The 20409-nt window shown below is 54.9% G+C and carries 32 protein-coding genes; 1 reads left to right on the top strand and 31 read right to left on the bottom strand.

Annotated features, from left to right (window positions below):
• The first annotated feature begins 126 nt into the window (after positions 1 to 126).
• The gene (gene uvrA / locus ABX75_RS25180) at positions 127 to 2961 is read left to right on the top strand and encodes an excinuclease ABC subunit UvrA (RefSeq protein WP_034100993.1); all 2835 of its coding nucleotides are present in this window, start codon (positions 127 to 129) and stop codon (positions 2959 to 2961) included.
• Between the two features lie 66 nt (positions 2962 to 3027).
• Here the strand turns inward: uvrA and bfr are convergent, their stop codons facing one another.
• From bfr to tuf, 31 genes are all read right to left on the bottom strand, one after another.
• Positions 3028 to 3492, bottom strand: a complete 465-nt coding sequence (bfr, locus tag ABX75_RS25175; RefSeq protein WP_003176400.1) for a bacterioferritin — start codon at positions 3490 to 3492, stop codon at positions 3028 to 3030.
• 155 nt (positions 3493 to 3647) lie between these two features.
• Entirely contained in the window at positions 3648 to 5096 is a 1449-nt protein-coding gene (locus tag ABX75_RS25170; RefSeq protein ID WP_034100994.1) for a catalase, read from the bottom strand.
• A 238-nt stretch (positions 5097 to 5334) separates the two neighbouring features.
• Positions 5335 to 5721, bottom strand: coding sequence for a 50S ribosomal protein L17 (rplQ, locus tag ABX75_RS25165; RefSeq protein ID WP_003176402.1), 387 nt, complete (start codon positions 5719 to 5721; stop codon positions 5335 to 5337).
• Positions 5722 to 5762: 41 nt separating this feature from the next.
• Positions 5763 to 6764, bottom strand: a complete 1002-nt coding sequence (rpoA, locus tag ABX75_RS25160; protein ID WP_003176403.1) for a DNA-directed RNA polymerase subunit alpha — start codon at positions 6762 to 6764, stop codon at positions 5763 to 5765.
• 22 nt (positions 6765 to 6786) lie between these two features.
• Complete coding sequence (rpsD, locus tag ABX75_RS25155) at positions 6787 to 7407, bottom strand: 30S ribosomal protein S4 (RefSeq protein ID WP_003176404.1); 621 nt, start codon at positions 7405 to 7407, stop codon at positions 6787 to 6789.
• A gap of 18 nt (positions 7408 to 7425) precedes the next feature.
• Positions 7426 to 7815: a 30S ribosomal protein S11 gene (gene rpsK / locus ABX75_RS25150; protein ID WP_002555466.1), complete on the bottom strand. Its 390-nt coding sequence runs from the start codon at positions 7813 to 7815 to the stop codon at positions 7426 to 7428.
• A gap of 30 nt (positions 7816 to 7845) precedes the next feature.
• A complete protein-coding gene (gene rpsM, locus ABX75_RS25145; RefSeq protein ID WP_003194635.1) occupies positions 7846 to 8202 on the bottom strand; it encodes a 30S ribosomal protein S13 in 357 nt (118 codons plus the stop codon).
• 129 nt (positions 8203 to 8331) lie between these two features.
• Positions 8332 to 8448 (bottom strand): 50S ribosomal protein L36, encoded by a 117-nt coding sequence (gene rpmJ, locus ABX75_RS28815; protein WP_002555468.1) that lies wholly within the window; start codon positions 8446 to 8448, stop codon positions 8332 to 8334.
• 27 nt (positions 8449 to 8475) lie between these two features.
• Positions 8476 to 9804: a preprotein translocase subunit SecY gene (secY, locus tag ABX75_RS25140; RefSeq protein WP_003176406.1), complete on the bottom strand. Its 1329-nt coding sequence runs from the start codon at positions 9802 to 9804 to the stop codon at positions 8476 to 8478.
• Entirely contained in the window at positions 9805 to 10242 is a 438-nt protein-coding gene (rplO, locus tag ABX75_RS25135; protein ID WP_016969471.1) for a 50S ribosomal protein L15, read from the bottom strand.
• Between the two features lie 3 nt (positions 10243 to 10245).
• On the bottom strand, positions 10246 to 10422 hold the full coding sequence (gene rpmD / locus ABX75_RS25130) for a 50S ribosomal protein L30 (protein WP_003176408.1): 177 nt from the start codon (positions 10420 to 10422) through the stop codon (positions 10246 to 10248).
• 2 nt (positions 10423 to 10424) lie between these two features.
• Complete coding sequence (gene rpsE / locus ABX75_RS25125) at positions 10425 to 10925, bottom strand: 30S ribosomal protein S5 (protein ID WP_010566852.1); 501 nt, start codon at positions 10923 to 10925, stop codon at positions 10425 to 10427.
• Positions 10926 to 10928: 3 nt separating this feature from the next.
• On the bottom strand, positions 10929 to 11279 hold the full coding sequence (gene rplR, locus ABX75_RS25120; protein ID WP_003186037.1) for a 50S ribosomal protein L18: 351 nt from the start codon (positions 11277 to 11279) through the stop codon (positions 10929 to 10931).
• A 10-nt stretch (positions 11280 to 11289) separates the two neighbouring features.
• Positions 11290 to 11823, bottom strand: coding sequence for a 50S ribosomal protein L6 (gene rplF, locus ABX75_RS25115; RefSeq protein WP_003176412.1), 534 nt, complete (start codon positions 11821 to 11823; stop codon positions 11290 to 11292).
• A gap of 12 nt (positions 11824 to 11835) precedes the next feature.
• Positions 11836 to 12228, bottom strand: coding sequence for a 30S ribosomal protein S8 (gene rpsH, locus ABX75_RS25110; RefSeq protein WP_010566853.1), 393 nt, complete (start codon positions 12226 to 12228; stop codon positions 11836 to 11838).
• Between the two features lie 208 nt (positions 12229 to 12436).
• Positions 12437 to 12742, bottom strand: coding sequence for a 30S ribosomal protein S14 (gene rpsN / locus ABX75_RS25105; protein WP_003176414.1), 306 nt, complete (start codon positions 12740 to 12742; stop codon positions 12437 to 12439).
• Between the two features lie 13 nt (positions 12743 to 12755).
• Positions 12756 to 13295: a 50S ribosomal protein L5 gene (rplE, locus tag ABX75_RS25100; RefSeq protein ID WP_003194642.1), complete on the bottom strand. Its 540-nt coding sequence runs from the start codon at positions 13293 to 13295 to the stop codon at positions 12756 to 12758.
• Positions 13296 to 13317: 22 nt separating this feature from the next.
• Positions 13318 to 13632: a 50S ribosomal protein L24 gene (rplX, locus tag ABX75_RS25095; protein WP_007896770.1), complete on the bottom strand. Its 315-nt coding sequence runs from the start codon at positions 13630 to 13632 to the stop codon at positions 13318 to 13320.
• A gap of 11 nt (positions 13633 to 13643) precedes the next feature.
• Positions 13644 to 14012 carry a 50S ribosomal protein L14 gene (rplN, locus tag ABX75_RS25090; RefSeq protein ID WP_002555479.1) on the bottom strand — a complete coding sequence of 123 codons (369 nt, stop codon included), beginning with the start codon at positions 14010 to 14012 and terminating at the stop codon, positions 13644 to 13646.
• Between the two features lie 23 nt (positions 14013 to 14035).
• The gene (rpsQ, locus tag ABX75_RS25085) at positions 14036 to 14302 is read right to left on the bottom strand and encodes a 30S ribosomal protein S17 (protein ID WP_003176419.1); all 267 of its coding nucleotides are present in this window, start codon (positions 14300 to 14302) and stop codon (positions 14036 to 14038) included.
• 2 nt (positions 14303 to 14304) lie between these two features.
• A complete protein-coding gene (gene rpmC, locus ABX75_RS25080) occupies positions 14305 to 14496 on the bottom strand; it encodes a 50S ribosomal protein L29 (protein WP_002555481.1) in 192 nt (63 codons plus the stop codon).
• Complete coding sequence (rplP, locus tag ABX75_RS25075) at positions 14496 to 14909, bottom strand: 50S ribosomal protein L16 (RefSeq protein ID WP_003176421.1); 414 nt, start codon at positions 14907 to 14909, stop codon at positions 14496 to 14498. The genes rpmC and rplP overlap by 1 nt, the downstream gene beginning before the upstream one ends.
• Positions 14910 to 14921: 12 nt before the next feature.
• Complete coding sequence (gene rpsC, locus ABX75_RS25070; protein WP_003176422.1) at positions 14922 to 15608, bottom strand: 30S ribosomal protein S3; 687 nt, start codon at positions 15606 to 15608, stop codon at positions 14922 to 14924.
• 13 nt (positions 15609 to 15621) lie between these two features.
• On the bottom strand, positions 15622 to 15954 hold the full coding sequence (gene rplV / locus ABX75_RS25065; RefSeq protein WP_003103908.1) for a 50S ribosomal protein L22: 333 nt from the start codon (positions 15952 to 15954) through the stop codon (positions 15622 to 15624).
• 11 nt (positions 15955 to 15965) lie between these two features.
• Positions 15966 to 16241 carry a 30S ribosomal protein S19 gene (rpsS, locus tag ABX75_RS25060; protein ID WP_002555486.1) on the bottom strand — a complete coding sequence of 92 codons (276 nt, stop codon included), beginning with the start codon at positions 16239 to 16241 and terminating at the stop codon, positions 15966 to 15968.
• A 16-nt stretch (positions 16242 to 16257) separates the two neighbouring features.
• On the bottom strand, positions 16258 to 17082 hold the full coding sequence (gene rplB / locus ABX75_RS25055; protein ID WP_003186055.1) for a 50S ribosomal protein L2: 825 nt from the start codon (positions 17080 to 17082) through the stop codon (positions 16258 to 16260).
• 14 nt (positions 17083 to 17096) lie between these two features.
• Positions 17097 to 17396, bottom strand: coding sequence for a 50S ribosomal protein L23 (rplW, locus tag ABX75_RS25050; RefSeq protein WP_002555488.1), 300 nt, complete (start codon positions 17394 to 17396; stop codon positions 17097 to 17099).
• Positions 17393 to 17995, bottom strand: a complete 603-nt coding sequence (gene rplD / locus ABX75_RS25045; protein ID WP_003176424.1) for a 50S ribosomal protein L4 — start codon at positions 17993 to 17995, stop codon at positions 17393 to 17395. The genes rplW and rplD overlap by 4 nt, the downstream gene beginning before the upstream one ends.
• A gap of 12 nt (positions 17996 to 18007) precedes the next feature.
• Positions 18008 to 18643, bottom strand: coding sequence for a 50S ribosomal protein L3 (rplC, locus tag ABX75_RS25040; protein ID WP_003194649.1), 636 nt, complete (start codon positions 18641 to 18643; stop codon positions 18008 to 18010).
• An 81-nt stretch (positions 18644 to 18724) separates the two neighbouring features.
• Positions 18725 to 19036: a 30S ribosomal protein S10 gene (gene rpsJ / locus ABX75_RS25035; RefSeq protein WP_003186070.1), complete on the bottom strand. Its 312-nt coding sequence runs from the start codon at positions 19034 to 19036 to the stop codon at positions 18725 to 18727.
• A gap of 156 nt (positions 19037 to 19192) precedes the next feature.
• The gene (tuf, locus tag ABX75_RS25030) at positions 19193 to 20386 is read right to left on the bottom strand and encodes an elongation factor Tu (RefSeq protein WP_008374172.1); all 1194 of its coding nucleotides are present in this window, start codon (positions 20384 to 20386) and stop codon (positions 19193 to 19195) included.
• Between the last annotated feature and the right edge of the window lie 23 nt (positions 20387 to 20409).

The following is a 20409-nucleotide window of genomic DNA, read 5'->3' as shown; positions in this document are numbered from 1 at the left end:
GGGTATATGCGGCGGTTTGCCGCGCAGCTTTCATGTAAGGCTGCAAGCGGCCTTTTGACAGTGTATATTCATCCAGTCTTTAGCCGTATACTCCGGCATTATTTACGCCCGCCGTGCGAGGCCATCTTGGACAAGATCCTGATTCGTGGGGCTAGAACCCACAACCTGAAGAACATCGACCTGACCCTGCCACGGGACAAACTGATCGTGATCACCGGCCTGTCCGGGTCCGGCAAATCGTCTCTGGCCTTCGATACGCTGTATGCCGAAGGTCAGCGTCGTTATGTGGAGTCGCTGTCGGCCTACGCCCGCCAGTTCCTGTCGATGATGGAAAAGCCTGACGTCGATACCATCGAAGGTCTGTCGCCAGCCATTTCCATCGAACAGAAGTCGACGTCCCATAACCCCCGTTCCACCGTGGGCACCATTACCGAAATCTATGACTATCTGCGCCTGCTGTATGCGCGGGTAGGTATCCCCCGCTGCCCGGACCACGACATTCCTCTGGAAGCCCAGACCGTCAGCCAGATGGTCGACCTGGTGTTGGCGCAGCCCGAAGGGGCTAAGCTGATGCTGCTGGCGCCGGTGATCCGCGAGCGCAAGGGCGAACATCTGTCCGTATTCGAAGAGCTGCGCGCCCAGGGTTTCGTGCGAGCTCGCATCAACGGCAAGCTCTATGAACTCGATGAAGCACCGAAGCTCGACAAGCAGAAGAAGCATTCTATCGATGTTGTAGTCGATCGCTTCAAAGTGCGGGCGGACCTGCAGCAACGCCTGGCTGAATCGTTTGAAACAGCGCTGAAACTGGCGGACGGTATTGCCCTGGTCGCACCAATGGATGACGAACCGGGCGAAGAAATCATCTTCTCCGCACGCTTTGCCTGCCCGATTTGTGGCCACGCCATCAGCGAGCTGGAACCCAAGCTGTTCTCTTTCAACAACCCGGCCGGCGCCTGCCCGACCTGCGATGGTCTGGGGGTCAAGCAATTCTTCGACATCAAGCGCCTGGTCAATGGTGAGTTGACCCTTGCCGAAGGCGCGATACGCGGCTGGGATAGGCGTAACGTCTATTACTTCCAGATGCTCGGTTCGCTGGCCTCCCACTATAAGTTCAGCCTGGAAGTGCCGTTCAACCAACTGCCAGCGGACCAGCAAAAGGTCATCCTAAATGGCAGCGGCTCGCAGAATGTCGACTTCAAGTACTTGAACGACCGAGGCGATATCGTCAAGCGTTCTCACCCGTTTGAAGGCATCGTGCCGAATCTGGAGCGCCGCTATCGCGAGACCGAATCGGCGAGCGTGCGCGAAGAATTGGCGAAGTTCCTCAGCACCCAGCCGTGCCCGGATTGCCGGGGTACGCGCCTGCGACGCGAGGCGCGTCATGTGTGGGTTGGTGAAAAAACCCTGCCGGCGGTGACCAATCTGCCGATTGGCGATGCCTGTGAGTACTTTGGTGAGCTCAAGCTCACCGGGCGTCGCGGGGAAATTGCCGACAAGATTCTCAAAGAGATTCGTGAACGTTTGCAGTTCCTGGTCAACGTCGGCCTGGACTACCTTTCGCTCGATCGCAGCGCGGACACGCTGTCCGGCGGTGAAGCCCAACGGATTCGCCTGGCCAGTCAGATCGGCGCAGGCCTCGTGGGTGTCCTTTATATCCTCGATGAACCTTCGATTGGTTTGCACCAGCGCGACAACGACAGGTTGCTGGGCACCTTGAAACACCTGCGCGATATCGGTAACACGGTGATTGTGGTCGAGCACGATGAAGATGCGATTCGCTTGGCGGATTATGTGGTCGACATCGGGCCGGGTGCAGGTGTGCATGGCGGGCATATTGTCGCCGAGGGCACGCCGGCCGAAGTCATGGCTCACCCGGATTCGCTGACCGGTAAGTACCTCTCGGGTCGAGTGAAGATCGAAGTCCCGGCCAAACGCACACCGCGCAACAAGAAGATGGCCCTGCACCTCAAGGGCGCGCGTGGCAATAACTTGCGCAATGTAGACCTGGAGATTCCACTGGGCCTGCTTACCTGCGTGACGGGTGTTTCCGGGTCAGGCAAGTCGACGCTGATCAACAACACGCTATTCCCTTTGAGTGCCACCGCCTTGAACGGCGCGACCACTCTGGAAGCGGCGGCACACGACAGCATCAAAGGCCTGGAACATCTGGATAAAGTGGTCGATATCGACCAGAGCCCTATTGGTCGCACGCCGCGCTCTAACCCTGCGACTTACACCGGGCTGTTTACCCCGATTCGCGAACTGTTCGCTGGGGTTCCGGAGTCGCGCTCCCGCGGCTACGGGCCGGGCCGGTTCTCGTTCAACGTCAAGGGTGGCCGCTGCGAAGCCTGCCAGGGCGATGGCTTGATCAAGGTAGAAATGCACTTCCTGCCGGACATCTACGTGCCCTGCGATGTATGCAAGAGCAAGCGCTATAACCGCGAGACCCTGGAGATCAAATACAAGGGCAAGAGCATCCACGAAACCCTCGAAATGACGATCGAGGAAGCGCGGGAGTTCTTCGATGCAGTTCCGGCACTGGCGCGCAAGCTGCAGACTTTGATGGATGTAGGCTTGTCGTATATCAAGCTCGGACAGTCGGCTACTACCCTGTCCGGCGGTGAGGCGCAACGGGTGAAGTTGTCTCGTGAACTATCCAAGCGCGATACCGGCAAGACTTTGTACATCCTGGACGAGCCGACCACCGGCCTGCACTTCGCCGATATCCAGCAACTGCTGGATGTGCTGCACCGACTCCGTGACCATGGCAATACCGTGGTAGTGATCGAGCATAACTTGGATGTGATCAAAACGGCCGACTGGCTGGTGGACCTCGGGCCGGAAGGTGGCTCCAAGGGTGGCCAGATCATCGCAGTGGGCACGCCGGAGCAGGTCTCCGAGATGCCCCAATCCCACACGGGTTACTACTTGAAACCTTTGCTGGCACGCGATCGGGCCTGATTTATCCGGCGCAATAAAAAGCCCCTGTCACCTTATTGGGTGACAGGGGCTTTTTCGTACCGGAAATCAGAACTGCGATTGCAGGTAGTTTTCCAGACCAATCAGCTTGATCAGACCCAGCTGTTTTTCCAACCAGTAGGTGTGATCTTCTTCAGTGTCGTTCAACTGCACACGCAGAATTTCGCGGGTGACGTAGTCGTTATGCTGTTCGCATAACTCAATGCCCTTGCAGAGCGCAGCACGAACTTTGTACTCAAGGCGAAGGTCGGCGGCGAGCATGTCAGGTACCGTCGTGCCCACATCCAGATCATCAGGGCGCATACGTGGCGTCCCCTCGAGCATCAAGATGCGGCGCATCAGCGCATCGGCGTGCTGTGCCTCTTCTTCCATTTCATGGTTGATACGCTCGTAGAGCTCGGTAAAGCCCCAGTCTTCGTACATGCGCGAATGGATGAAATATTGGTCACGAGCTGCCAGTTCGCCCGTCAGCAACGTGTTGAGGTAATCGATTACGTCGGGGTGACCTTGCATCGCCCTACATCTCCCTGCTTTAAAGTCTGTAGTTTGAACCATGATGACCTGGAGGTCACGAGACCAACGGCAGAAAAGTGAAGATTTATCGTAAAAAGTAGCTGAAATAACGCAAAAACCGCCCTAATGAGGGCGGTTCTGCTTCTCGTTTAGAGTCAGTTAAGCGATACACCCAGCGCCTTTGCGATTGCTTCTCCGTAAGCTGGGTCTGCTTTGTAGAAGTGTCGCAACTGACGCTCAACGACATCACTCGAAACCCCAGACATCGCACCGGCAATGTTGTTGGTGAGCAGAGCTTTCTGCTCATCGCTCATCAGCCGGAAAAGCGCACCTGCGTGGCTGTAGTAGTCGGTGTCTTCGCGATGATCGTAGCGGTCCGCCGCACCGCTCAATGCCAATGCGGGTTCAGCATATTGAGGCGCTTGTTTCGGCGCGTCGGAATAGCTATTCGGTTCGTAGTTGGGAGCCGCCCCGCCATTACTACCGAATGCCATGGAGCCGTCACGCTGGTAGCTATTCACCGGGCTGCGTGGCGCATTCACTGGCAGCTGCTGGTGGTTGGTACCGACACGGTAGCGGTGCGCATCTGCATAAGCGAATACGCGACCTTGCAGCATACGGTCGGGAGACAACCCTACACCCGGAACCATGTTGCTTGGGCCGAACGCAGCCTGCTCTACTTCAGCGAAGTAGTTTTGCGGGTTACGGTTAAGCTCCAGCTCGCCAACTTCGATCAGCGGGAATTCCTTTTGCGACCATGTTTTGGTCACGTCGAAAGGATTTTCGTAATGAGCATTGGCCTGCGCCTCAGTCATGATCTGGATGCACACCCGCCATTTAGGGAATTCACCGCGCTCAATTGCCCTGAACAGGTCGCGCTGCGCGTAATCGGGATCTGTTCCCGCGAGGCGCGCGGCTTCTTCCGGCGCGAGGTTCTTGATGCCTTGCTTGGTCTTGTAGTGCCACTTGACCCAACGCCGCTCGCCTTGCGCGTTGATCAGGCTGTAGGTGTGGCTACCGAAGCCGTGCATATGACGGTAGCCATCAGGGATACCGCGGTCAGAGAACAAAATCGTGACCTGATGCAGCGCTTCGGGAGAATGCGACCAAAAATCCCACATCATTTGCGCGCTTTTCAGGTTGCTTTGCGGCAGGCGCTTTTGAGTGTGGATAAAGTCAGGGAATTTCAACGGATCGCGAATGAAGAATACCGGTGTGTTGTTACCCACGATGTCCCAGTTACCCTCTTCGGTATAGAACTTCAAAGCGAAACCGCGGGGATCGCGCTCAGTGTCAGCCGAACCACGCTCACCACCGACCGTAGAAAATCGCAAAAAGGTAGGCGTCTGCTTGCCAACCGCTTCGAAAAGCTTAGCACTGGTGTATTGGGTGATGTCGCGGGTCACGGTAAACGTGCCGTATGCGCCCGAGCCTTTGGCGTGTACGCGGCGCTCAGGAATGTTTTCACGGTTGAAGTGAGCAAGCTTCTCGATCAGATGAAAATCATCAAGAAGCAGAGGACCACGCGGGCCGGCCGAACGAGAGTTCTGGTTATCCGCAACGGGAGCACCGCTCGCGGTGGTAAGGATTTTATCCTGGCTCATGTTCAATTTTCCTCAGGTCAGATGTGGCACTGCCGGCTAATCGGCTTGAAGGAAGTATTGATCATCAACATGAAACTGACAAATTCATTAAATCGTCAGCATCAATAGAAAATATCTACCAACAATTCCTATTCCCATGGTGCCAACTGCAATTTGAGGAAGCTTGTACCCATCGCGCTTTTCTTATGCGCACAAAAAACCGGGCACTAGGCCCGGTTTTTCGTTACAGACTGTCGTCTTACTCGGCGCTTACAGCTTCGCCAGCAGTAGCACGATCAACCAACTCGACGTACGCCATTGGCGCGTTGTCGCCAGCGCGGAAACCGCACTTGAGGATGCGCAGGTAGCCACCCTCACGGGTAGCGTAGCGCTTACCCAGGTCGTTGAAGAGCTTACCAACGATAGCTTTCGAACGAGTACGGTCGAAAGCCAGACGGCGGTTAGCCAGGCTGTCTGTCTTAGCCAAAGTAATCAGCGGCTCAGCAACGCGACGCAGTTCTTTAGCTTTCGGCAGTGTAGTTTTGATCAGCTCGTGCTCGAACAGCGACACCGCCATGTTTTGGAACATGGCCTTGCGGTGCGAGCTGGTACGGCTCAGGTGACGACCACTTTTACGATGACGCATGGTTCATTCCTTACCAAACTCACGTTCGGTGATTACGACGATCAGGCAGTCGCCTTGTCGTCCTTCTTAAGACTTGCAGGCGGCCAGTTGTCGAGGCGCATGCCGAGGGACAGACCGCGGGAGGCCAGAACGTCCTTGATTTCGGTCAAGGATTTCTTGCCCAGGTTCGGAGTCTTCAACAGTTCTACTTCGGTACGCTGAATCAGGTCGCCGATGTAGTAAATGTTTTCCGCCTTAAGGCAGTTAGCCGAACGTACAGTCAGTTCCAGATCGTCAACCGGGCGAAGCAGGATCGGATCGATCTCGTCTTCCTGCTCGATTACCACTGGTTCGCTGTCACCTTTGAGGTCCACAAACGCAGCCAACTGCTGTTGCAGAATGGTTGCAGCGCGGCGGATAGCCTCTTCAGGATCCAGGGTACCGTTGGTTTCCAGATCAATAACCAGCTTGTCCAGGTTAGTACGCTGTTCGACACGGGCGTTTTCCACCACGTATGCGATACGGCGAACCGGGCTGAACGAAGAGTCAAGCTGCAAGCGACCAATGCTGCGGCTTTCGTCTTCATCGCTCTGACGCGAGTCGGCCGGTTCATAACCACGACCACGAGCTACGGTGAGCTTCATGTTCAGGGCGCCGTTAGACGCCAGGTTAGCGATTACGTGATCGGGGTTAACGATCTCGACATCATGATCCAGCTGAATATCGGCAGCGGTAACCACCCCCGAACCCTTCTTCGACAAGGTCAGCGTAACTTCGTCACGGCCGTGCAGCTTGATAGCCAGACCTTTAAGGTTCAACAGGATTTCAATTACGTCTTCCTGTACACCTTCGATGGCGCTGTACTCGTGGAGCACACCGTCAATCTCGGCCTCGACTACTGCACAGCCGGGCATTGAGGACAACAGGATGCGGCGCAGCGCGTTGCCCAGGGTGTGGCCAAAACCACGCTCGAGAGGCTCGAGAGTGATCTTAGCGCGGGTTGGACTGACAACCTGCACATCAATGTGGCGGGGTGTCAGGAACTCATTTACCGAAATCTGCATGGATGCACCTATTTTCTAGCCCTTACTTGGAGTAGAGCTCGACAATCAGGCTTTCGTTGATGTCGGCGGACAGATCACTGCGAGCTGGAACGTTCTTGAAAACGCCCGACTTCTTCTCAGTGTCTACTTCTACCCATTCTACGCGGCCACGTTGGGCACACAGATCGAGAGCTTGGACAATGCGAAGTTGGTTTTTAGCTTTCTCGCGAACTGCGACCACGTCACCAGCACGAACCTGGTAAGACGGAACGTTTACGGTCTGACCGTTAACGCTGATCGACTTGTGCGATACCAGCTGACGGGATTCGGCACGAGTCGAACCAAAGCCCATACGGTATACAACGTTGTCCAGACGGCATTCGAGCAGTTGCAGCAGGTTTTCACCGGTTGCACCTTTCTTGCCAGCAGCTTCTTTGTAGTAGCCGCTGAACTGACGCTCGAGAACGCCGTAGATACGACGGACCTTCTGCTTTTCACGCAGTTGGGTGCCGTAATCGGACTGGCGACCGCGGCGTTGGCCGTGGATACCAGGTGCTGCTTCGATGTTGCACTTCGATTCGATCGCGCGCACGCCGCTCTTCAGGAAGAGATCGGTGCCTTCGCGACGAGCGAGTTTGCATTTTGGACCAATGTAACGAGCCATTCTTTACAATCTCCTGGATTACACGCGGCGCTTCTTCGGCGGACGGCACCCGTTGTGCGGGATTGGCGTCACGTCGGTGATGCTGGCGATCTTATAGCCACAGCCGTTCAAAGCACGGACAGCAGACTCACGACCTGGACCTGGACCCTTGACGTTAACGTCGAGGTTTTTCAGGCCGTATTCCAGCGCAGCTTGACCAGCACGCTCAGCAGCTACTTGAGCAGCGAACGGGGTGGACTTGCGGGAACCGCGGAAACCCGAACCACCGGAGGTAGCCCAAGAAAGCGCGTTACCTTGACGGTCGGTGATGGTCACGATGGTGTTGTTAAAAGATGCATGGATGTGGGCGATGCCATCAACCACTGTCTTTTTAACTTTTTTACGAGGACGAGCAGCAGGTTTTGCCATGATAATTTTCCTGTCGATTCGCGGGGGCGATTACTTGCGGATCGGCTTACGCGGACCTTTACGGGTACGCGCGTTAGTCTTGGTACGCTGACCGCGTACTGGAAGACCACGACGATGACGCAGACCGCGATAGCAACCGAGGTCCATCAAACGCTTGATTTTCATGTTGATTTCGCGACGCAGGTCACCTTCAGTGGTGAACTTCGCCACTTCGCCACGCAGCTGTTCAATCTGCTCGTCGCTCAGATCCTTGATCTTAGCGGCTGGGTTTACCCCAGCAACTGCGCAAATTTTCTGCGCAGTAGTGCGACCAACACCATAGATGTAGGTCAGCGAGATAACAGTGTGCTTGTTATCTGGAATGTTAACGCCTGCAATACGGGCCATTCAGTGGGACTCCAATTGACAGCTACCTACGCCCCGGAAGCCAAGAAATAGGGCGCGAGATAATATCGCTGTAATAACAAATAATCAACCCGGCAGCGCACTAGCTGCCGGGCTTCAAGCGGATCACACTCAGCCTTGGCGCTGTTTGTGACGCGGTTCCGCGCTGCAAATTACTCGAACAACACCTTCGCGGCGAATAATCTTGCAGTTACGGCACAGCTTTTTCACCGATGCACGAACTTTCATCACCAACTCCTCGAACCTTATGGGTACTCAGCGCAACATGCCGCTGCCGTAACCCTTCAGGTTGGCTTTCTTCATCAGGGATTCGTACTGGTGCGAAACGAGGTGCGATTGTACTTGGGACATGAAGTCCATCACAACCACGACCACGATCAGCAACGAGGTCCCGCCAAGGTAGAACGGAACGTTTGCCGCAACCACCAGGAACTGGGGCAACAGGCACACGGCCGTCATATATAGAGCACCGAACAGGGTTAAACGAGTCAAAACGCCATCAATGTAGCGTGCAGACTGCTCACCTGGACGGATACCCGGAATAAAGGCACCGGACTTCTTCAGGTTTTCCGCTACGTCTTTCGGATTGAACATCAACGCCGTATAGAAGAAGCAGAAGAAAATAATCCCTGCACTAAACAGCAGAATATTCAACGGCTGACCAGGAGCGATCGACTGAGAGAGGTCCTGCAGCCAGCCCATATTTTCAGACTGACCAAACCAGGTACCCAACGAAGCCGGAAACAGCAAAATGCTGCTCGCGAAAATTGCCGGAATAACACCGGCCATATTCACTTTCAGCGGCAAGTGGCTAGTCTGCGCGGCAAAAACCTTACGGCCCTGCTGACGCTTGGCGTAGTGAACAGCAATACGACGCTGGCCACGCTCAATGAACACCACAAAACCGATAATCGCTACTGCCAGCAAACCGATGGCAACCAAGGCGAAGATATTGATATCACCCTGACGTGCAGACTCAAAAGACTGCCCAATCGCTCTCGGAAGACCGGCGACGATACCTGCGAAAATCAACATCGAGATACCGTTACCAACACCACGCTCAGTAATCTGCTCACCCAGCCACATCATGAACATTGCACCAGCCACAAAAGTGGAAACTGCAACGAAATGGAAGCCAAAGTCACCAGTGAACGCAACACCCTGCCCGGCCAGGCCAACGGACATGCCGATAGCTTGAACCAGTGCGAGGATGACAGTGCCGTAGCGGGTGTACTGGCTAATCTTGCGACGGCCAGCTTCACCTTCCTTCTTCAACTGCTCCAGCTGCGGGCTGACGGCGGTCATCAGTTGCATGATGATCGATGCCGAAATATACGGCATGATCCCCAGCGCAAAGATGCTCATCCGCTCCAGCGCGCCGCCGGAAAACATGTTGAACAAGCTAAGAATGGTCCCCTCATTCTGTCGAAACAGGTCTGCGAGTCGGTCCGGGTTGATACCTGGAACCGGGATGTGTGCGCCTATTCGGTAGACGATAATCGCCAGGAACAGAAAACGCAGACGAGCCCAGAGTTCAGACATACCGCCTTTGCCGAGCGCAGAGAGAGCACCTTGCTTAGCCATTTATTCCTCGAACTTGCCGCCAGCTGCTTCGATAGCCGAACGCGCACCTTTGGTGGCGCCGATTCCCTTGCCGATAGTGACAGCGCGTGTCACTTCACCGGACAGCATGATTTTCACACGCTGTACGTTGACGTTGATCACGTTGGCATCTTTCAGGGTCTGCAGAGTAACGATGTCGCCTTCCACTTTAGCCAGCTCGGACAGACGCACTTCTGCGCGATCCATGGCTTTCAGGGATACGAAACCGAACTTAGGCAGGCGACGATGCAACGGCTGTTGACCGCCTTCAAAGCCTGGAGCGATGGTACCACCGGAGCGGGAGGTCTGACCTTTGTGGCCACGGCCACCAGTCTTACCCAAACCGCTACCGATACCACGGCCCGGACGATGCTTTTCGCGACGGGAACCCGGCGCTGGACTCAGATCATTGAGTTTCATCGATTAACCCTCGACACGCAGCATGTAGTAAGCCTTGTTGATCATCCCGCGATTCTCGGGAGTATCCTGGACTTCTACAGTGTGACCGATGCGACGCAGACCCAGACCCTTAACACACAGTTTGTGGTTAGGGATGCGGCCGGTCATGCTTTTGATCAGCGTTACTTTAACGGTAGCCATGATCAGAAAATCTCCTGGACGCTTTTGCCACGCTTGGCGGCAATGGATTCAGGGGACTGCATAGCTTTCAAACCTTTGAAAGTGGCGTGAACCACGTTTACCGGGTTAGTCGAGCCGTAGCACTTGGCCAGAACGTTCTGAACACCAGCAACTTCGAGGACAGCACGCATAGCGCCACCAGCGATGATACCGGTACCTTCAGAAGCAGGCTGCATGTACACCTTCGAAGCGCCATGGGCGGACTTCATTGCGTACTGCAGGGTGGTTCCGTTCAGATCAACTTGGATCATGTTGCGACGAGCCGCTTCCATTGCCTTCTGGATCGCAGCAGGCACTTCTCGCGACTTGCCACGGCCGAAGCCAACACGCCCTTTACCATCACCAACCACGGTCAACGCGGTGAAAGTGAAGATACGGCCGCCTTTAACGGTTTTGGCTACGCGGTTAACTTGAACCAGCTTCTCAATGTAGCCTTCGTCGCGCTTTTGGTCGTTATTTGACATAACTTAGAACTCCAGCCCAGCTTCACGAGCAGCATCAGCCAACGCTTTAACGCGGCCGTGGTACTTGAAGCCAGAGCGGTCGAAAGCCACTTGCGAGACGCCAGCGGCCTTAGCACGCGTAGCGACCAGCTGGCCAACCTTTGTGGCCGCGTCGATGTTGCCAGTGGCACCATCACGCAGTTCTTTATCCAAAGTCGAGGCGCTTGCCAGGACTTTGTTGCCGTCGGCCGAGATGACCTGGGCGTAGATGTGCTGCGACGAGCGGAACACGCAGAGACGCACGACTTCGAGTTCGTGCATTTTCAGGCGTGCTTTGCGAGCGCGACGCAGTCGAGTAACTTTTTTGTCGGTCATTTGCTATGCCCTACTTCTTCTTGGCTTCTTTACGACGGACGACTTCGTCCGCGTAGCGCACACCTTTGCCTTTGTACGGCTCTGGTGGACGGAAGTCGCGGATCTCAGCAGCCACTTGACCTACCAGCTGCTTATCGATGCCCTTGATCAGGATATCGGTCTGGCTAGGAGTCTCAGCGGTGATGCCTTCCGGCAGTTCGTAATCCACTGGGTGCGAAAAGCCAAGGGCCAGGTTCAAAACCGTGCCTTTTGCTTGCGCTTTGTAACCAACACCGACCAGCTGGAGCTTACGCTCGAAGCCTTGGCTTACGCCTTGGACCATGTTGTTCACCAACGCACGCGTGGTACCGGCCATTGCGCGAGTCTGTTGATCGCCATTGCGAGCAGCGAAACGCAGCTCACCAGCTTCTTCAACGATCTCAACGGACGAATGGATGTTCAGTTCAAGAGTACCCTTGGCACCCTTCACCGAAAGCTGTTGGCCTGCGAATTTGACTTCGACACCGGCTGGCAGCTTAACGGGGTTCTTAGCGACGCGAGACATGCTTATCCCCCCTTAGAACACAGTGCAAAGAACTTCGCCGCCGACACCGGCAGCGCGCGCAGCACGATCCGTCATCACACCTTTGTTGGTGGAGACGATAGACACGCCCAGACCGCCACGAACTTTCGGCAGATCTTCAGCGGACTTGTACTGACGCAGGCCTGGACGGCTAACGCGCTTCACTTCCTCGATGACCGAACGGCCTTCGAAGTACTTCAGCTCGATGGACAGCAGTGGCTTGGTTTCGCTGCTGATCTGATAACCCGCAATGTAGCCTTCGTCTTTCAGGACTTTGGCAACAGCTACCTTCAACTTGGAAGATGGCATGCTTACGACGGACTTTTCAGCCATCTGGGCATTACGGATACGAGTTAGCATGTCCGCTAACGGGTCCTGCATACTCATGGGCTAGACGCTCCTAATACAAAAAAATTAGCCTTGCGGCTACATATGTCGCCGAGAATCTCCGGGCATAGAAAACACGGGCTCAGGCGAGCCGGGTATTCTAGACACACTCCGGAAATGAAACAAGCCCCAAAAGGGGCTTGTTCCAGATTCAAGGTCACCGGCGGTCAGTATCTTGCGATACCAACCGCCTGGACTCTGAAAGTACTTACCAGCTGGCTTTAACCAGACCTGGGACGTCACCACGCATTGCCGCTTCACGCAATTTGTTACGGCCGAGGCCGAACTTGCGGTAAACGCCGTGTGGGCGACCGGTCAGGCGGCAGCGGTTACGCATGCGCGAAGCGCTTGCGTCACGTGGCTGCTTCTGCAGAGCTACTGTAGCTTCCCAACGCGCTTCTGGACTTGCGTTCAGATCAACGATGATTGCTTTCAGTGCTGCACGCTTCTTGGCGTACTTGGCAACCGTGAGCTGACGCTTCAGCTCGCGGTTTTTCATGCTCATCTTGGCCATGGTCCTACTCCAATCAGTTGCGGAACGGGAATTTGAAAGCACGCAACAGGGCGCGACCTTCATCATCGTTCTTGGCAGTGGTGGTCAGGGTGATGTCCAGACCGCGGAGAGCATCGATCTTGTCGTAGTCGATTTCCGGGAAAATGATCTGCTCTTTCACGCCCATGCTGTAGTTGCCACGACCATCGAAGGACTTGGCATTCAGGCCGCGGAAGTCGCGAACCCGAGGCAGGGAGATCGACAGCAGACGATCCAGGAATTCGTACATACGCTCACGGCGCAGAGTTACCTTGACGCCGATCGGCCAACCTTCACGGACTTTAAAGCCAGCGATGGATTTCCGAGCGTAGGTCACAACGACTTTTTGGCCGGTGATCTTTTCCAGGTCAGCAACAGCATGCTCGATGACTTTTTTGTCGCCGATCGCTTCGCCCAGACCCATGTTCAGGGTGATTTTGGTAACGCGCGGAACTTCCATCACGTTCCCGAGCTTAAGTTCTTCCTTAAGCTTGGGGGCGATTTCCTTCCGGTAAATCTCTTGTAGTCGTGCCATGGTCTTATCTACCTAGCAGTGTTCAAGCATCAACCGCTTTTTGGGTCGACTTGAAGACACGAATTTTCTTACCGTCTTCTACTTTGAAACCAACACGATCAGCCTTGTTGGTTTCGCCGTTGAAGATGGCGACGTTAGAAGCGTGCAGAGGCGCTTCTTTCTCGACGATACCGCCCTGTACGCCCGACATCGGGTTAGGCTTGGTATGACGCTTGACCAGGTTCAGACCACCTACAACCAGACGGTCGTCAGCGAGAACCTTCAGCACCTTACCGCGCTTACCTTTGTCTTTGCCGGCGATCACGATGATCTCGTCGTCACGACGAATCTTTTGCATGTCGGATCTCCTTACAGCACTTCTGGGGCGAGCGAGACGATCTTCATGAACTTCTCAGTACGAAGTTCACGGGTCACTGGCCCAAAGATACGGGTGCCGATCGGCTCTTGCTTGTTGTTCAGAAGAACAGCAGCGTTGCCATCAAAGCGGATAATGGAGCCATCAGCACGGCGTACGCCGTGACGAGTGCGGACTACAACAGCAGTCATCACTTGGCCTTTTTTCACCTTACCGCGAGGAATTGCTTCCTTCACGGTAACTTTGATGATGTCACCGATACCAGCGTAACGACGATGGGAGCCACCCAGCACCTTGATGCACATAACACGGCGAGCGCCGCTGTTATCGGCCACATCGAGCATGGATTGAGTCTGAATCATATAATTTCTCCGACCCCTAGTCCTTAGACTTCCACAGCGCGTTCGAGAACATCAACCAATGCCCAAGACTTGGTCTTGGCAAGCGGACGAGTTTCACGAATAGTGACTTTGTCGCCGATGTGGCACTGATTGGTTTCGTCGTGCGCGTGCAGCTTAGTCGAACGCTTAACATATTTACCGTAGATCGGGTGCTTAACGCGACGCTCGATCAGAACGGTGATGGTTTTGTCCATCTTGTCGCTGACAACACGGCCAGTCAGCGTACGGACAGTCTTTTCGGCTTCAGCCATGATCACTTACCTGCCTGCTGGTTGAGCACAGTCTTCACGCGAGCGATGTCACGCTTAACTTGCGAGAGCAGATGAGACTGCCCCAACTGGCCAGTTGCTTTCTGCATGCGCAGATTGAACTGGTCGCGCAGCAAGCCGAGCAGTTGCTCGTTCAGCTGCTGTGCGGATTTTTCACGAAGTTCATTCGCTTTCATCACATCACCGTCCGTTTAACAAAGGAGGTGGCGAGTGGCAGCTTTGCAGCAGCCAGGGCGAAAGCCTCACGCGCCAGCTCTTCAGAAACACCCTCGATTTCATACAGGACTTTGCCTGGCTGAATCTGGGCTACCCAGTACTCCACGTTACCCTTACCTTTACCCATCCGCACTTCGAGAGGCTTCTTGGAGATCGGCTTGTCCGGGAATACACGGATCCAGATCTTGCCGCCACGTTTTACGTGACGGGTCAGAGCACGACGTGCTGACTCGATCTGACGAGCGGTGAGACGACCACGAGCTACAGACTTCAGCGCGAACTCGCCGAAGCTGACTTTGCTACCGCGCTGAGCCAGACCACGGTTGTGGCCTGTCATCTGCTTGCGGAACTTCGTACGCTTAGGTTGCAACATTTGGCGTACCCCTTACTTAGCAGCTTTTTTACGAGGCGCTGGTGCTTGTGGTTTCAGTTCTTCTTGGCGACCACCAATTACTTCGCCTTTGAAGATCCAAACCTTTACACCGATCACACCGTAAGTGGTGTGAGCTTCGTAGTTGGCATAGTCGATGTCGGCACGCAGGGTGTGCAATGGCACACGACCTTCGCGATACCATTCAGTACGTGCGATTTCAGCACCGCCGAGACGACCGCTCACTTGGATTTTGATGCCTTTGGCACCAATGCGCATGGCGTTCTGTACGGCGCGTTTCATAGCGCGACGGAACATTACGCGACGCTCCAGCTGCTGAGCTACGCTCTGCGCAACCAGCATACCGTCGAGCTCCGGCTTGCGGATCTCTTCGATATTGATGTGCACAGGCACACCCATTTGCTTGGTCAGGTCCTGACGCAGTTTCTCAACATCTTCACCTTTCTTCCCGATAACGATACCTGGACGAGCGGTGTGAATGGTGATACGTGCAGTTTGCGCCGGACGATGGATATCGATACGGCTTACGGACGCGCTTTTTAGTTTGTCTTGGAGATACTCACGCACCTTCAGATCAGCGAACAAATAGTCCGCATAAGTCCGACCGTCTGCGTACCAGACGGAGGTGTGCTCCTTGACGATTCCCAGGCGAATGCCAATGGGATGTACTTTCTGACCCATCTCTTCGACTCCGTTACTTGTCAGCAACCTTGACAGTGATATGGCAAGACCGCTTGACGATGCGATCAGCACGGCCTTTGGCACGTGGCATGATGCGCTTCAGCGAACGCCCTTCGTTGACGAAAACGGTGCTGACTTTAAGGTCATCAACGTCTGCGCCTTCGTTATGCTCGGCGTTGGCTACGGCCGACTCCAGCACTTTCTTCATGATCTCGGCGGCTTTCTTACTGCTGAAAGCCAACAGGTTGAGCGCTTCGCCCACCTTCTTCCCGCGGATCTGGTCGGCGACCAAGCGGGCTTTCTGGGCGGAGATTCGAGCGCCCGACAACTTAGCGGCTACTTCCATTTCCTTACCCCTTAACGCTTGGCTTTCTTGTCTGCCACGTGCCCACGATAAGTGCGGGTACCGGCAAACTCGCCCAGTTTGTGGCCGACCATGTCTTCGTTAACGAGAACGGGGACGTGTTGACGACCGTTGTGTACTGCGATGGTCAAACCGACCATTTGTGGCAGGATCATCGAGCGACGCGACCAGGTCTTAACTGGTTTGCGATCGTTCTTTTCCGCCGCCACTTCGATCTTCTTCAGTAGGTGAAGATCAATAAAAGGACCTTTTTTCAGAGAACGTGGCACTGTCGTATCCCTCTATTTACTTGCGACGACGGACGATCATTTTGTCGGTACGCTTATTACCACGAGTCTTCGCGCCCTTAGTCGGGAAGCCCCATGGCGATACCGGATGACGACCACCAGAGGTACGACCTTCACCACCACCGTGTGGGTGGTCAACCGGGTTCATGGCAACACCACGAACGGTTGGGCGAACGCCACGCCAGCGTTTGGCACCAGCTTTACCCAGCGAACGCAGGCTGTGCTCGGAGTTCGAGACTTCGCCCAGGGTCGCACGGCATTCAGCCAGTACTTTACGCATCTCACCAGAACGCAGACGCAGGGTCACGTAGACACCTTCACGAGCGATCAGCTGTGCAGAAGCACCAGCGGAACGAGCGATTTGCGCGCCTTTACCTGGCTTCAATTCGATGCCGTGTACGGTGCTACCAACTGGAATGTTACGCAGCTGCAGAGCGTTGCCCGGCTTGATCGGTGCCAAAGCACCTGCGATCAGCTGGTCGCCAGCGCTCACGCCTTTAGGGGCGATGATGTAGCGACGCTCGCCATCTGCGTACAGCAGCAGAGCGATGTGAGCAGTACGGTTTGGATCGTATTCGATACGCTCGACAGTGGCAGCGATGCCATCTTTGTCGTTACGACGGAAGTCGACCAGACGATAATGCTGCTTATGGCCACCACCGATGTGACGAGTGGTAATACGACCATTGTTGTTACGACCACCAGACTTCGATTTCTTCTCGAGCAGCGGTGCGTGAGGAGCGCCTTTATGCAGCTCCTGGTTGACCACCTTGACCACAAAACGGCGGCCAGGGGAAGTCGGTTTGCATTTAACGATTGCCATGATGCACCCCTTCCTTACTCAGCACTGCTGCTGAAATCGAGATCTTGGCCTGGCTGAAGGGAGATAACTGCCTTCTTCCAGTCATTACGCTTGCCCAGACCGCGAGCAGTGCGCTTGCTCTTACCCAGAACGTTCAGGGTAGTAACACGCTCTACTTTCACGCTGAACAGGCTTTCGACGGCCTTCTTGATTTCCAGCTTGGTTGCGTCAGTTGCAACCTTGAAAACGAACTGGCCTTTCTTGTCAGCCAGAACCGTAGCCTTTTCGGAAACGTGCGGGCCAAGCAGAACTTTAAATACGCGTTCCTGGTTCATCCCAGCAGCTCCTCGAATTTCTTCACGGCCGACACGGTGATCAACACCTTGTCGTATGCGATCAGACTAACTGGATCGGAACCTTGCACGTCACGTACATCAACGTGTGGCAGGTTACGAGCAGCCAGGTACAGGTTCTGATCAACAGCTTCAGACACGATCAATACGTCGGTCAGGCTCATGTTGTTCAGCTTGCCCAGCAGATCTTTGGTCTTTGGACTTTCAACAGCGAAGTCCTGAACCACGACCAGGCGATCAGTACGCACGAGTTCAGCAAGGATGGAGCGCAGAGCTGCGCGATACATCTTCTTGTTGAGCTTCTGAGAATGATCCTGCGGACGAGCTGCAAAAGTAGTACCGCCGCCGCGCCAGATTGGGCTACGGATAGTACCGGCACGAGCACGGCCAGTACCTTTCTGACGCCAAGGGCGCTTACCGCCACCACGAACGTCGGAACGGGTCTTTTGCTGCTTGCTACCTTGACGGCCGCCGGCCATGTAGGCCACGACTGCTTGGTGAACCAGCGTCTCGTTGAATTCGCCGCCAAATGTCAGTTCGGAAACTTCGATCGCTTGAGCGTCATTTACATTTAATTGCATGTCAGCTTCCCCTTAACCGCGAGCCTTGGCCGCTGGACGTACAACCAGGTTGCCGCCAGTAGCGCCAGGAACAGCACCCTTGACCAACAACAGATTGCGTTCAGCGTCGACGCGCACTACTTCGAGGGACTGCACGGTCACGCGCTCAGCGCCCATATGACCGGACATTTTCTTGCCCTTGAATACACGACCAGGAGTCTGGCACTGGCCAATAGAGCCCGGGACGCGGTGGGAGACGGAGTTACCGTGAGTGTTGTCTTGGCCACGGAAATTCCAACGCTTGATCGTACCCTGGAAGCCTTTACCTTTGGACTGACCGGTTACATCAACCAGTTGACCAGCAGCGAAGATTTCAGCGTTGATCAGATCGCCAGCCTGGTAGTCGCCATCTTCAAGACGGAACTCCATAACAGTACGACCAGCTGCAACGTTCGCTTTAGCGAAGTGACCTGCTTGAGCAGCAGTCACGCGCGAAGCACGACGCTCGCCTACAGTGACTTGCACTGCACGATAGCCATCGGTTTCTTCAGTTTTGAACTGGGTGACGCGATTCGGCTCGATCTCAATGACCGTGACCGGAATGGAGACACCTTCTTCGGTGAAAATACGGGTCATACCGCATTTACGACCGACTACACCAATAGTCATGTTGTAAACCTCATGAGTGTACGGGGCTTTCACCCGCTATGGCCGCCCATTTCAGAGCGTTACACGACTAAGACCCAAGTCTTAGCCGAGGCTGATCTGTACTTCCACACCGGCCGCCAGATCGAGCTTCATAAGAGCATCAACGGTTTTATCCGTTGGCTGGACGATGTCCAGTACGCGCTTATGAGTACGGATCTCGTACTGGTCACGCGCGTCTTTGTTGACGTGCGGAGAGACCAGAACGGTGAACCGCTCTTTACGGGTAGGCAGTGGAATTGGACCACGCACTTGAGCACCAGTACGTTTCGCGGTTTCCACGATTTCCTGGGTGGATTGGTCGATCAGGCGATGGTCAAAAGCCTTCAACCTGATACGGATTTGCTGATTTTGCATTGGATTTCAGACTCCGGCTGCTATTCCCACCGAGCGCAATACGCCCGTTAAAAGGAGGCGCAATTCTATAGACGGCCCCGATAGGTGTCAACCCAATAAAAAAGCCCCCGCTGAGCGGGGGCTTTTTCAAAGCATCAAAGCAAACTCTAAAAGAGCTTACTCGATGATTTTAGCTACAACGCCAGCACCAACGGTACGGCCGCCTTCACGGATAGCGAAGCGCAGACCGTCTTCCATTGCGATGGTTTTGATCAGGGTAACAGTCATCTGAATGTTATCGCCTGGCATTACCATTTCAACGCCTTCTGGCAATTCGCAGTTACCGGTCACGTCAGTAGTACGGAAGTAGAACTGTGGACGGTAGCCTTTGAAGAACGGAGTGTGACGGCCGCCTTCTTCCTTGCTCAGAACGTAAACTTCTGCAGTGAACTTGGTGTGCGGCTTAACCGAACCCGGCTTAACCAGAACCTGACCACGCTCAACGTCGTCACGCTTGGTACCACGCAGCAGAACACCGCAGTTCTCGCCAGCACGACCTTCGTCGAGCAGCTTACGGAACATCTCAACACCGGTGCAGGTGGTGACGGTGGTGTCACGCAGACCAACGATTTCCAGTGGATCCTGAACGCGAACGATACCGCGCTCGATACGACCAGTCACAACGGTACCACGACCGGAGATCGAGAATACGTCTTCGATTGGCATCAGGAACGGCTTGTCGGTCAGACGAACTGGCTCTGGGATGTAGGTATCCAGAGTTTCAACCAGCTTACGAACGGCAGTGGTGCCCATTTCGTTGTCGTCTTTGCCTTCCAGAGCCATACGAGCAGAACCGATGATGATCGGAGTGTCGTCGCCTGGGAAGTCGTAAGTGCTCAGCAGATCGCGCACTTCCATCTCAACCAGTTCCAGCAGCTCAGCGTCGTCTACCAGGTCAGCCTTGTTCAGGAAAACCACGATGTACGGAACGCCTACCTGACGGGACAGCAGGATGTGCTCACGGGTTTGTGGCATCGGACCATCAGCGGCCGAGCAAACCAGGATCGCGCCGTCCATCTGGGCAGCACCGGTGATCATGTTCTTCACATAGTCAGCGTGACCTGGGCAGTCAACGTGAGCGTAGTGACGAATAGTCGAGTTGTACTCAACGTGCGCGGTGTTGATGGTAATACCACGAGCTTTTTCTTCTGGAGCGCTGTCGATCTTGTCGAATTCAACTACGGCCGAACCGAAAACTTCGGAGCAGACGCGAGTCAGAGCAGCGGTCAGAGTGGTTTTACCGTGGTCAACGTGGCCGATGGTGCCAACGTTTACGTGCGGTAGGGAACGATCAAATTTTTCTTTAGCCACGACAATTAACTCCTTGCCTAAAG

Origin of the sequence: Pseudomonas sp. ARP3 (assembly GCF_001029595.1) — a bacterium.
GTDB classification, from domain to species: Bacteria; Pseudomonadota; Gammaproteobacteria; order Pseudomonadales; family Pseudomonadaceae; genus Aquipseudomonas; species Aquipseudomonas rhodesiae.
This window is presented reverse-complemented; position numbering and strand designations above follow the sequence as displayed.

Excerpts from the sequence above, each read along its gene's own strand:
- bfr (WP_003176400.1), bottom strand. The coding sequence starts at position 3,492 with ATGCAAGGTCACCCCGACGTAATCGATTACCTCAACACGTTGCTGACG.
- ABX75_RS25170 (WP_034100994.1), bottom strand. The coding sequence starts at position 5,096 with ATGAGCCAGGATAAAATCCTTACCACCGCGAGCGGTGCTCCCGTTGCG.
- rplQ (WP_003176402.1), bottom strand. The coding sequence starts at position 5,721 with ATGCGTCATCGTAAAAGTGGTCGTCACCTGAGCCGTACCAGCTCGCAC.
- rpoA (WP_003176403.1), bottom strand. The coding sequence starts at position 6,764 with ATGCAGATTTCGGTAAATGAGTTCCTGACACCCCGCCACATTGATGTG.
- rpsD (WP_003176404.1), bottom strand. The coding sequence starts at position 7,407 with ATGGCTCGTTACATTGGTCCAAAATGCAAACTCGCTCGTCGCGAAGGC.
- rpsK (WP_002555466.1), bottom strand. The coding sequence starts at position 7,815 with ATGGCAAAACCTGCTGCTCGTCCTCGTAAAAAAGTTAAAAAGACAGTG.
- rpsM (WP_003194635.1), bottom strand. The coding sequence starts at position 8,202 with ATGGCCCGTATTGCAGGCGTTAACATTCCAGATAACAAGCACACTGTT.
- rpmJ (WP_002555468.1), bottom strand. The coding sequence starts at position 8,448 with ATGAAAGTTCGTGCATCGGTGAAAAAGCTGTGCCGTAACTGCAAGATT.
- secY (WP_003176406.1), bottom strand. The coding sequence starts at position 9,804 with ATGGCTAAGCAAGGTGCTCTCTCTGCGCTCGGCAAAGGCGGTATGTCT.
- rplO (WP_016969471.1), bottom strand. The coding sequence starts at position 10,242 with ATGAAACTCAATGATCTGAGTCCAGCGCCGGGTTCCCGTCGCGAAAAG.
- rpmD (WP_003176408.1), bottom strand. The coding sequence starts at position 10,422 with ATGGCTACCGTTAAAGTAACGCTGATCAAAAGCATGACCGGCCGCATC.
- rpsE (WP_010566852.1), bottom strand. The coding sequence starts at position 10,925 with ATGTCAAATAACGACCAAAAGCGCGACGAAGGCTACATTGAGAAGCTG.
- rplR (WP_003186037.1), bottom strand. The coding sequence starts at position 11,279 with ATGACCGACAAAAAAGTTACTCGACTGCGTCGCGCTCGCAAAGCACGC.
- rplF (WP_003176412.1), bottom strand. The coding sequence starts at position 11,823 with ATGTCTCGCGTCGCTAAGAACCCCGTTAAGCTGCCAGCCGGTGTCGAA.
- rpsH (WP_010566853.1), bottom strand. The coding sequence starts at position 12,228 with ATGAGTATGCAGGACCCGTTAGCGGACATGCTAACTCGTATCCGTAAT.
- rpsN (WP_003176414.1), bottom strand. The coding sequence starts at position 12,742 with ATGGCCAAGATGAGCATGAAAAACCGCGAGCTGAAGCGTCAGCTCACG.
- rplE (WP_003194642.1), bottom strand. The coding sequence starts at position 13,295 with ATGGCACGACTACAAGAGATTTACCGGAAGGAAATCGCCCCCAAGCTT.
- rplX (WP_007896770.1), bottom strand. The coding sequence starts at position 13,632 with ATGCAAAAGATTCGTCGTGACGACGAGATCATCGTGATCGCCGGCAAA.
- rplN (WP_002555479.1), bottom strand. The coding sequence starts at position 14,012 with ATGATTCAGACTCAATCCATGCTCGATGTGGCCGATAACAGCGGCGCT.
- rpsQ (WP_003176419.1), bottom strand. The coding sequence starts at position 14,302 with ATGGCTGAAGCCGAAAAGACTGTCCGTACGCTGACTGGCCGTGTTGTC.
- rpmC (WP_002555481.1), bottom strand. The coding sequence starts at position 14,496 with ATGAAAGCGAATGAACTTCGTGAAAAATCCGCACAGCAGCTGAACGAG.
- rplP (WP_003176421.1), bottom strand. The coding sequence starts at position 14,909 with ATGTTGCAACCTAAGCGTACGAAGTTCCGCAAGCAGATGACAGGCCAC.
- rpsC (WP_003176422.1), bottom strand. The coding sequence starts at position 15,608 with ATGGGTCAGAAAGTACATCCCATTGGCATTCGCCTGGGAATCGTCAAG.
- rplV (WP_003103908.1), bottom strand. The coding sequence starts at position 15,954 with ATGGAAGTAGCCGCTAAGTTGTCGGGCGCTCGAATCTCCGCCCAGAAA.
- rplB (WP_003186055.1), bottom strand. The coding sequence starts at position 17,082 with ATGGCAATCGTTAAATGCAAACCGACTTCCCCTGGCCGCCGTTTTGTG.
- rplW (WP_002555488.1), bottom strand. The coding sequence starts at position 17,396 with ATGAACCAGGAACGCGTATTTAAAGTTCTGCTTGGCCCGCACGTTTCC.
- rplD (WP_003176424.1), bottom strand. The coding sequence starts at position 17,995 with ATGCAATTAAATGTAAATGACGCTCAAGCGATCGAAGTTTCCGAACTG.
- rplC (WP_003194649.1), bottom strand. The coding sequence starts at position 18,643 with ATGACTATTGGTGTAGTCGGTCGTAAATGCGGTATGACCCGTATTTTC.
- rpsJ (WP_003186070.1), bottom strand. The coding sequence starts at position 19,036 with ATGCAAAATCAGCAAATCCGTATCAGGTTGAAGGCTTTTGACCATCGC.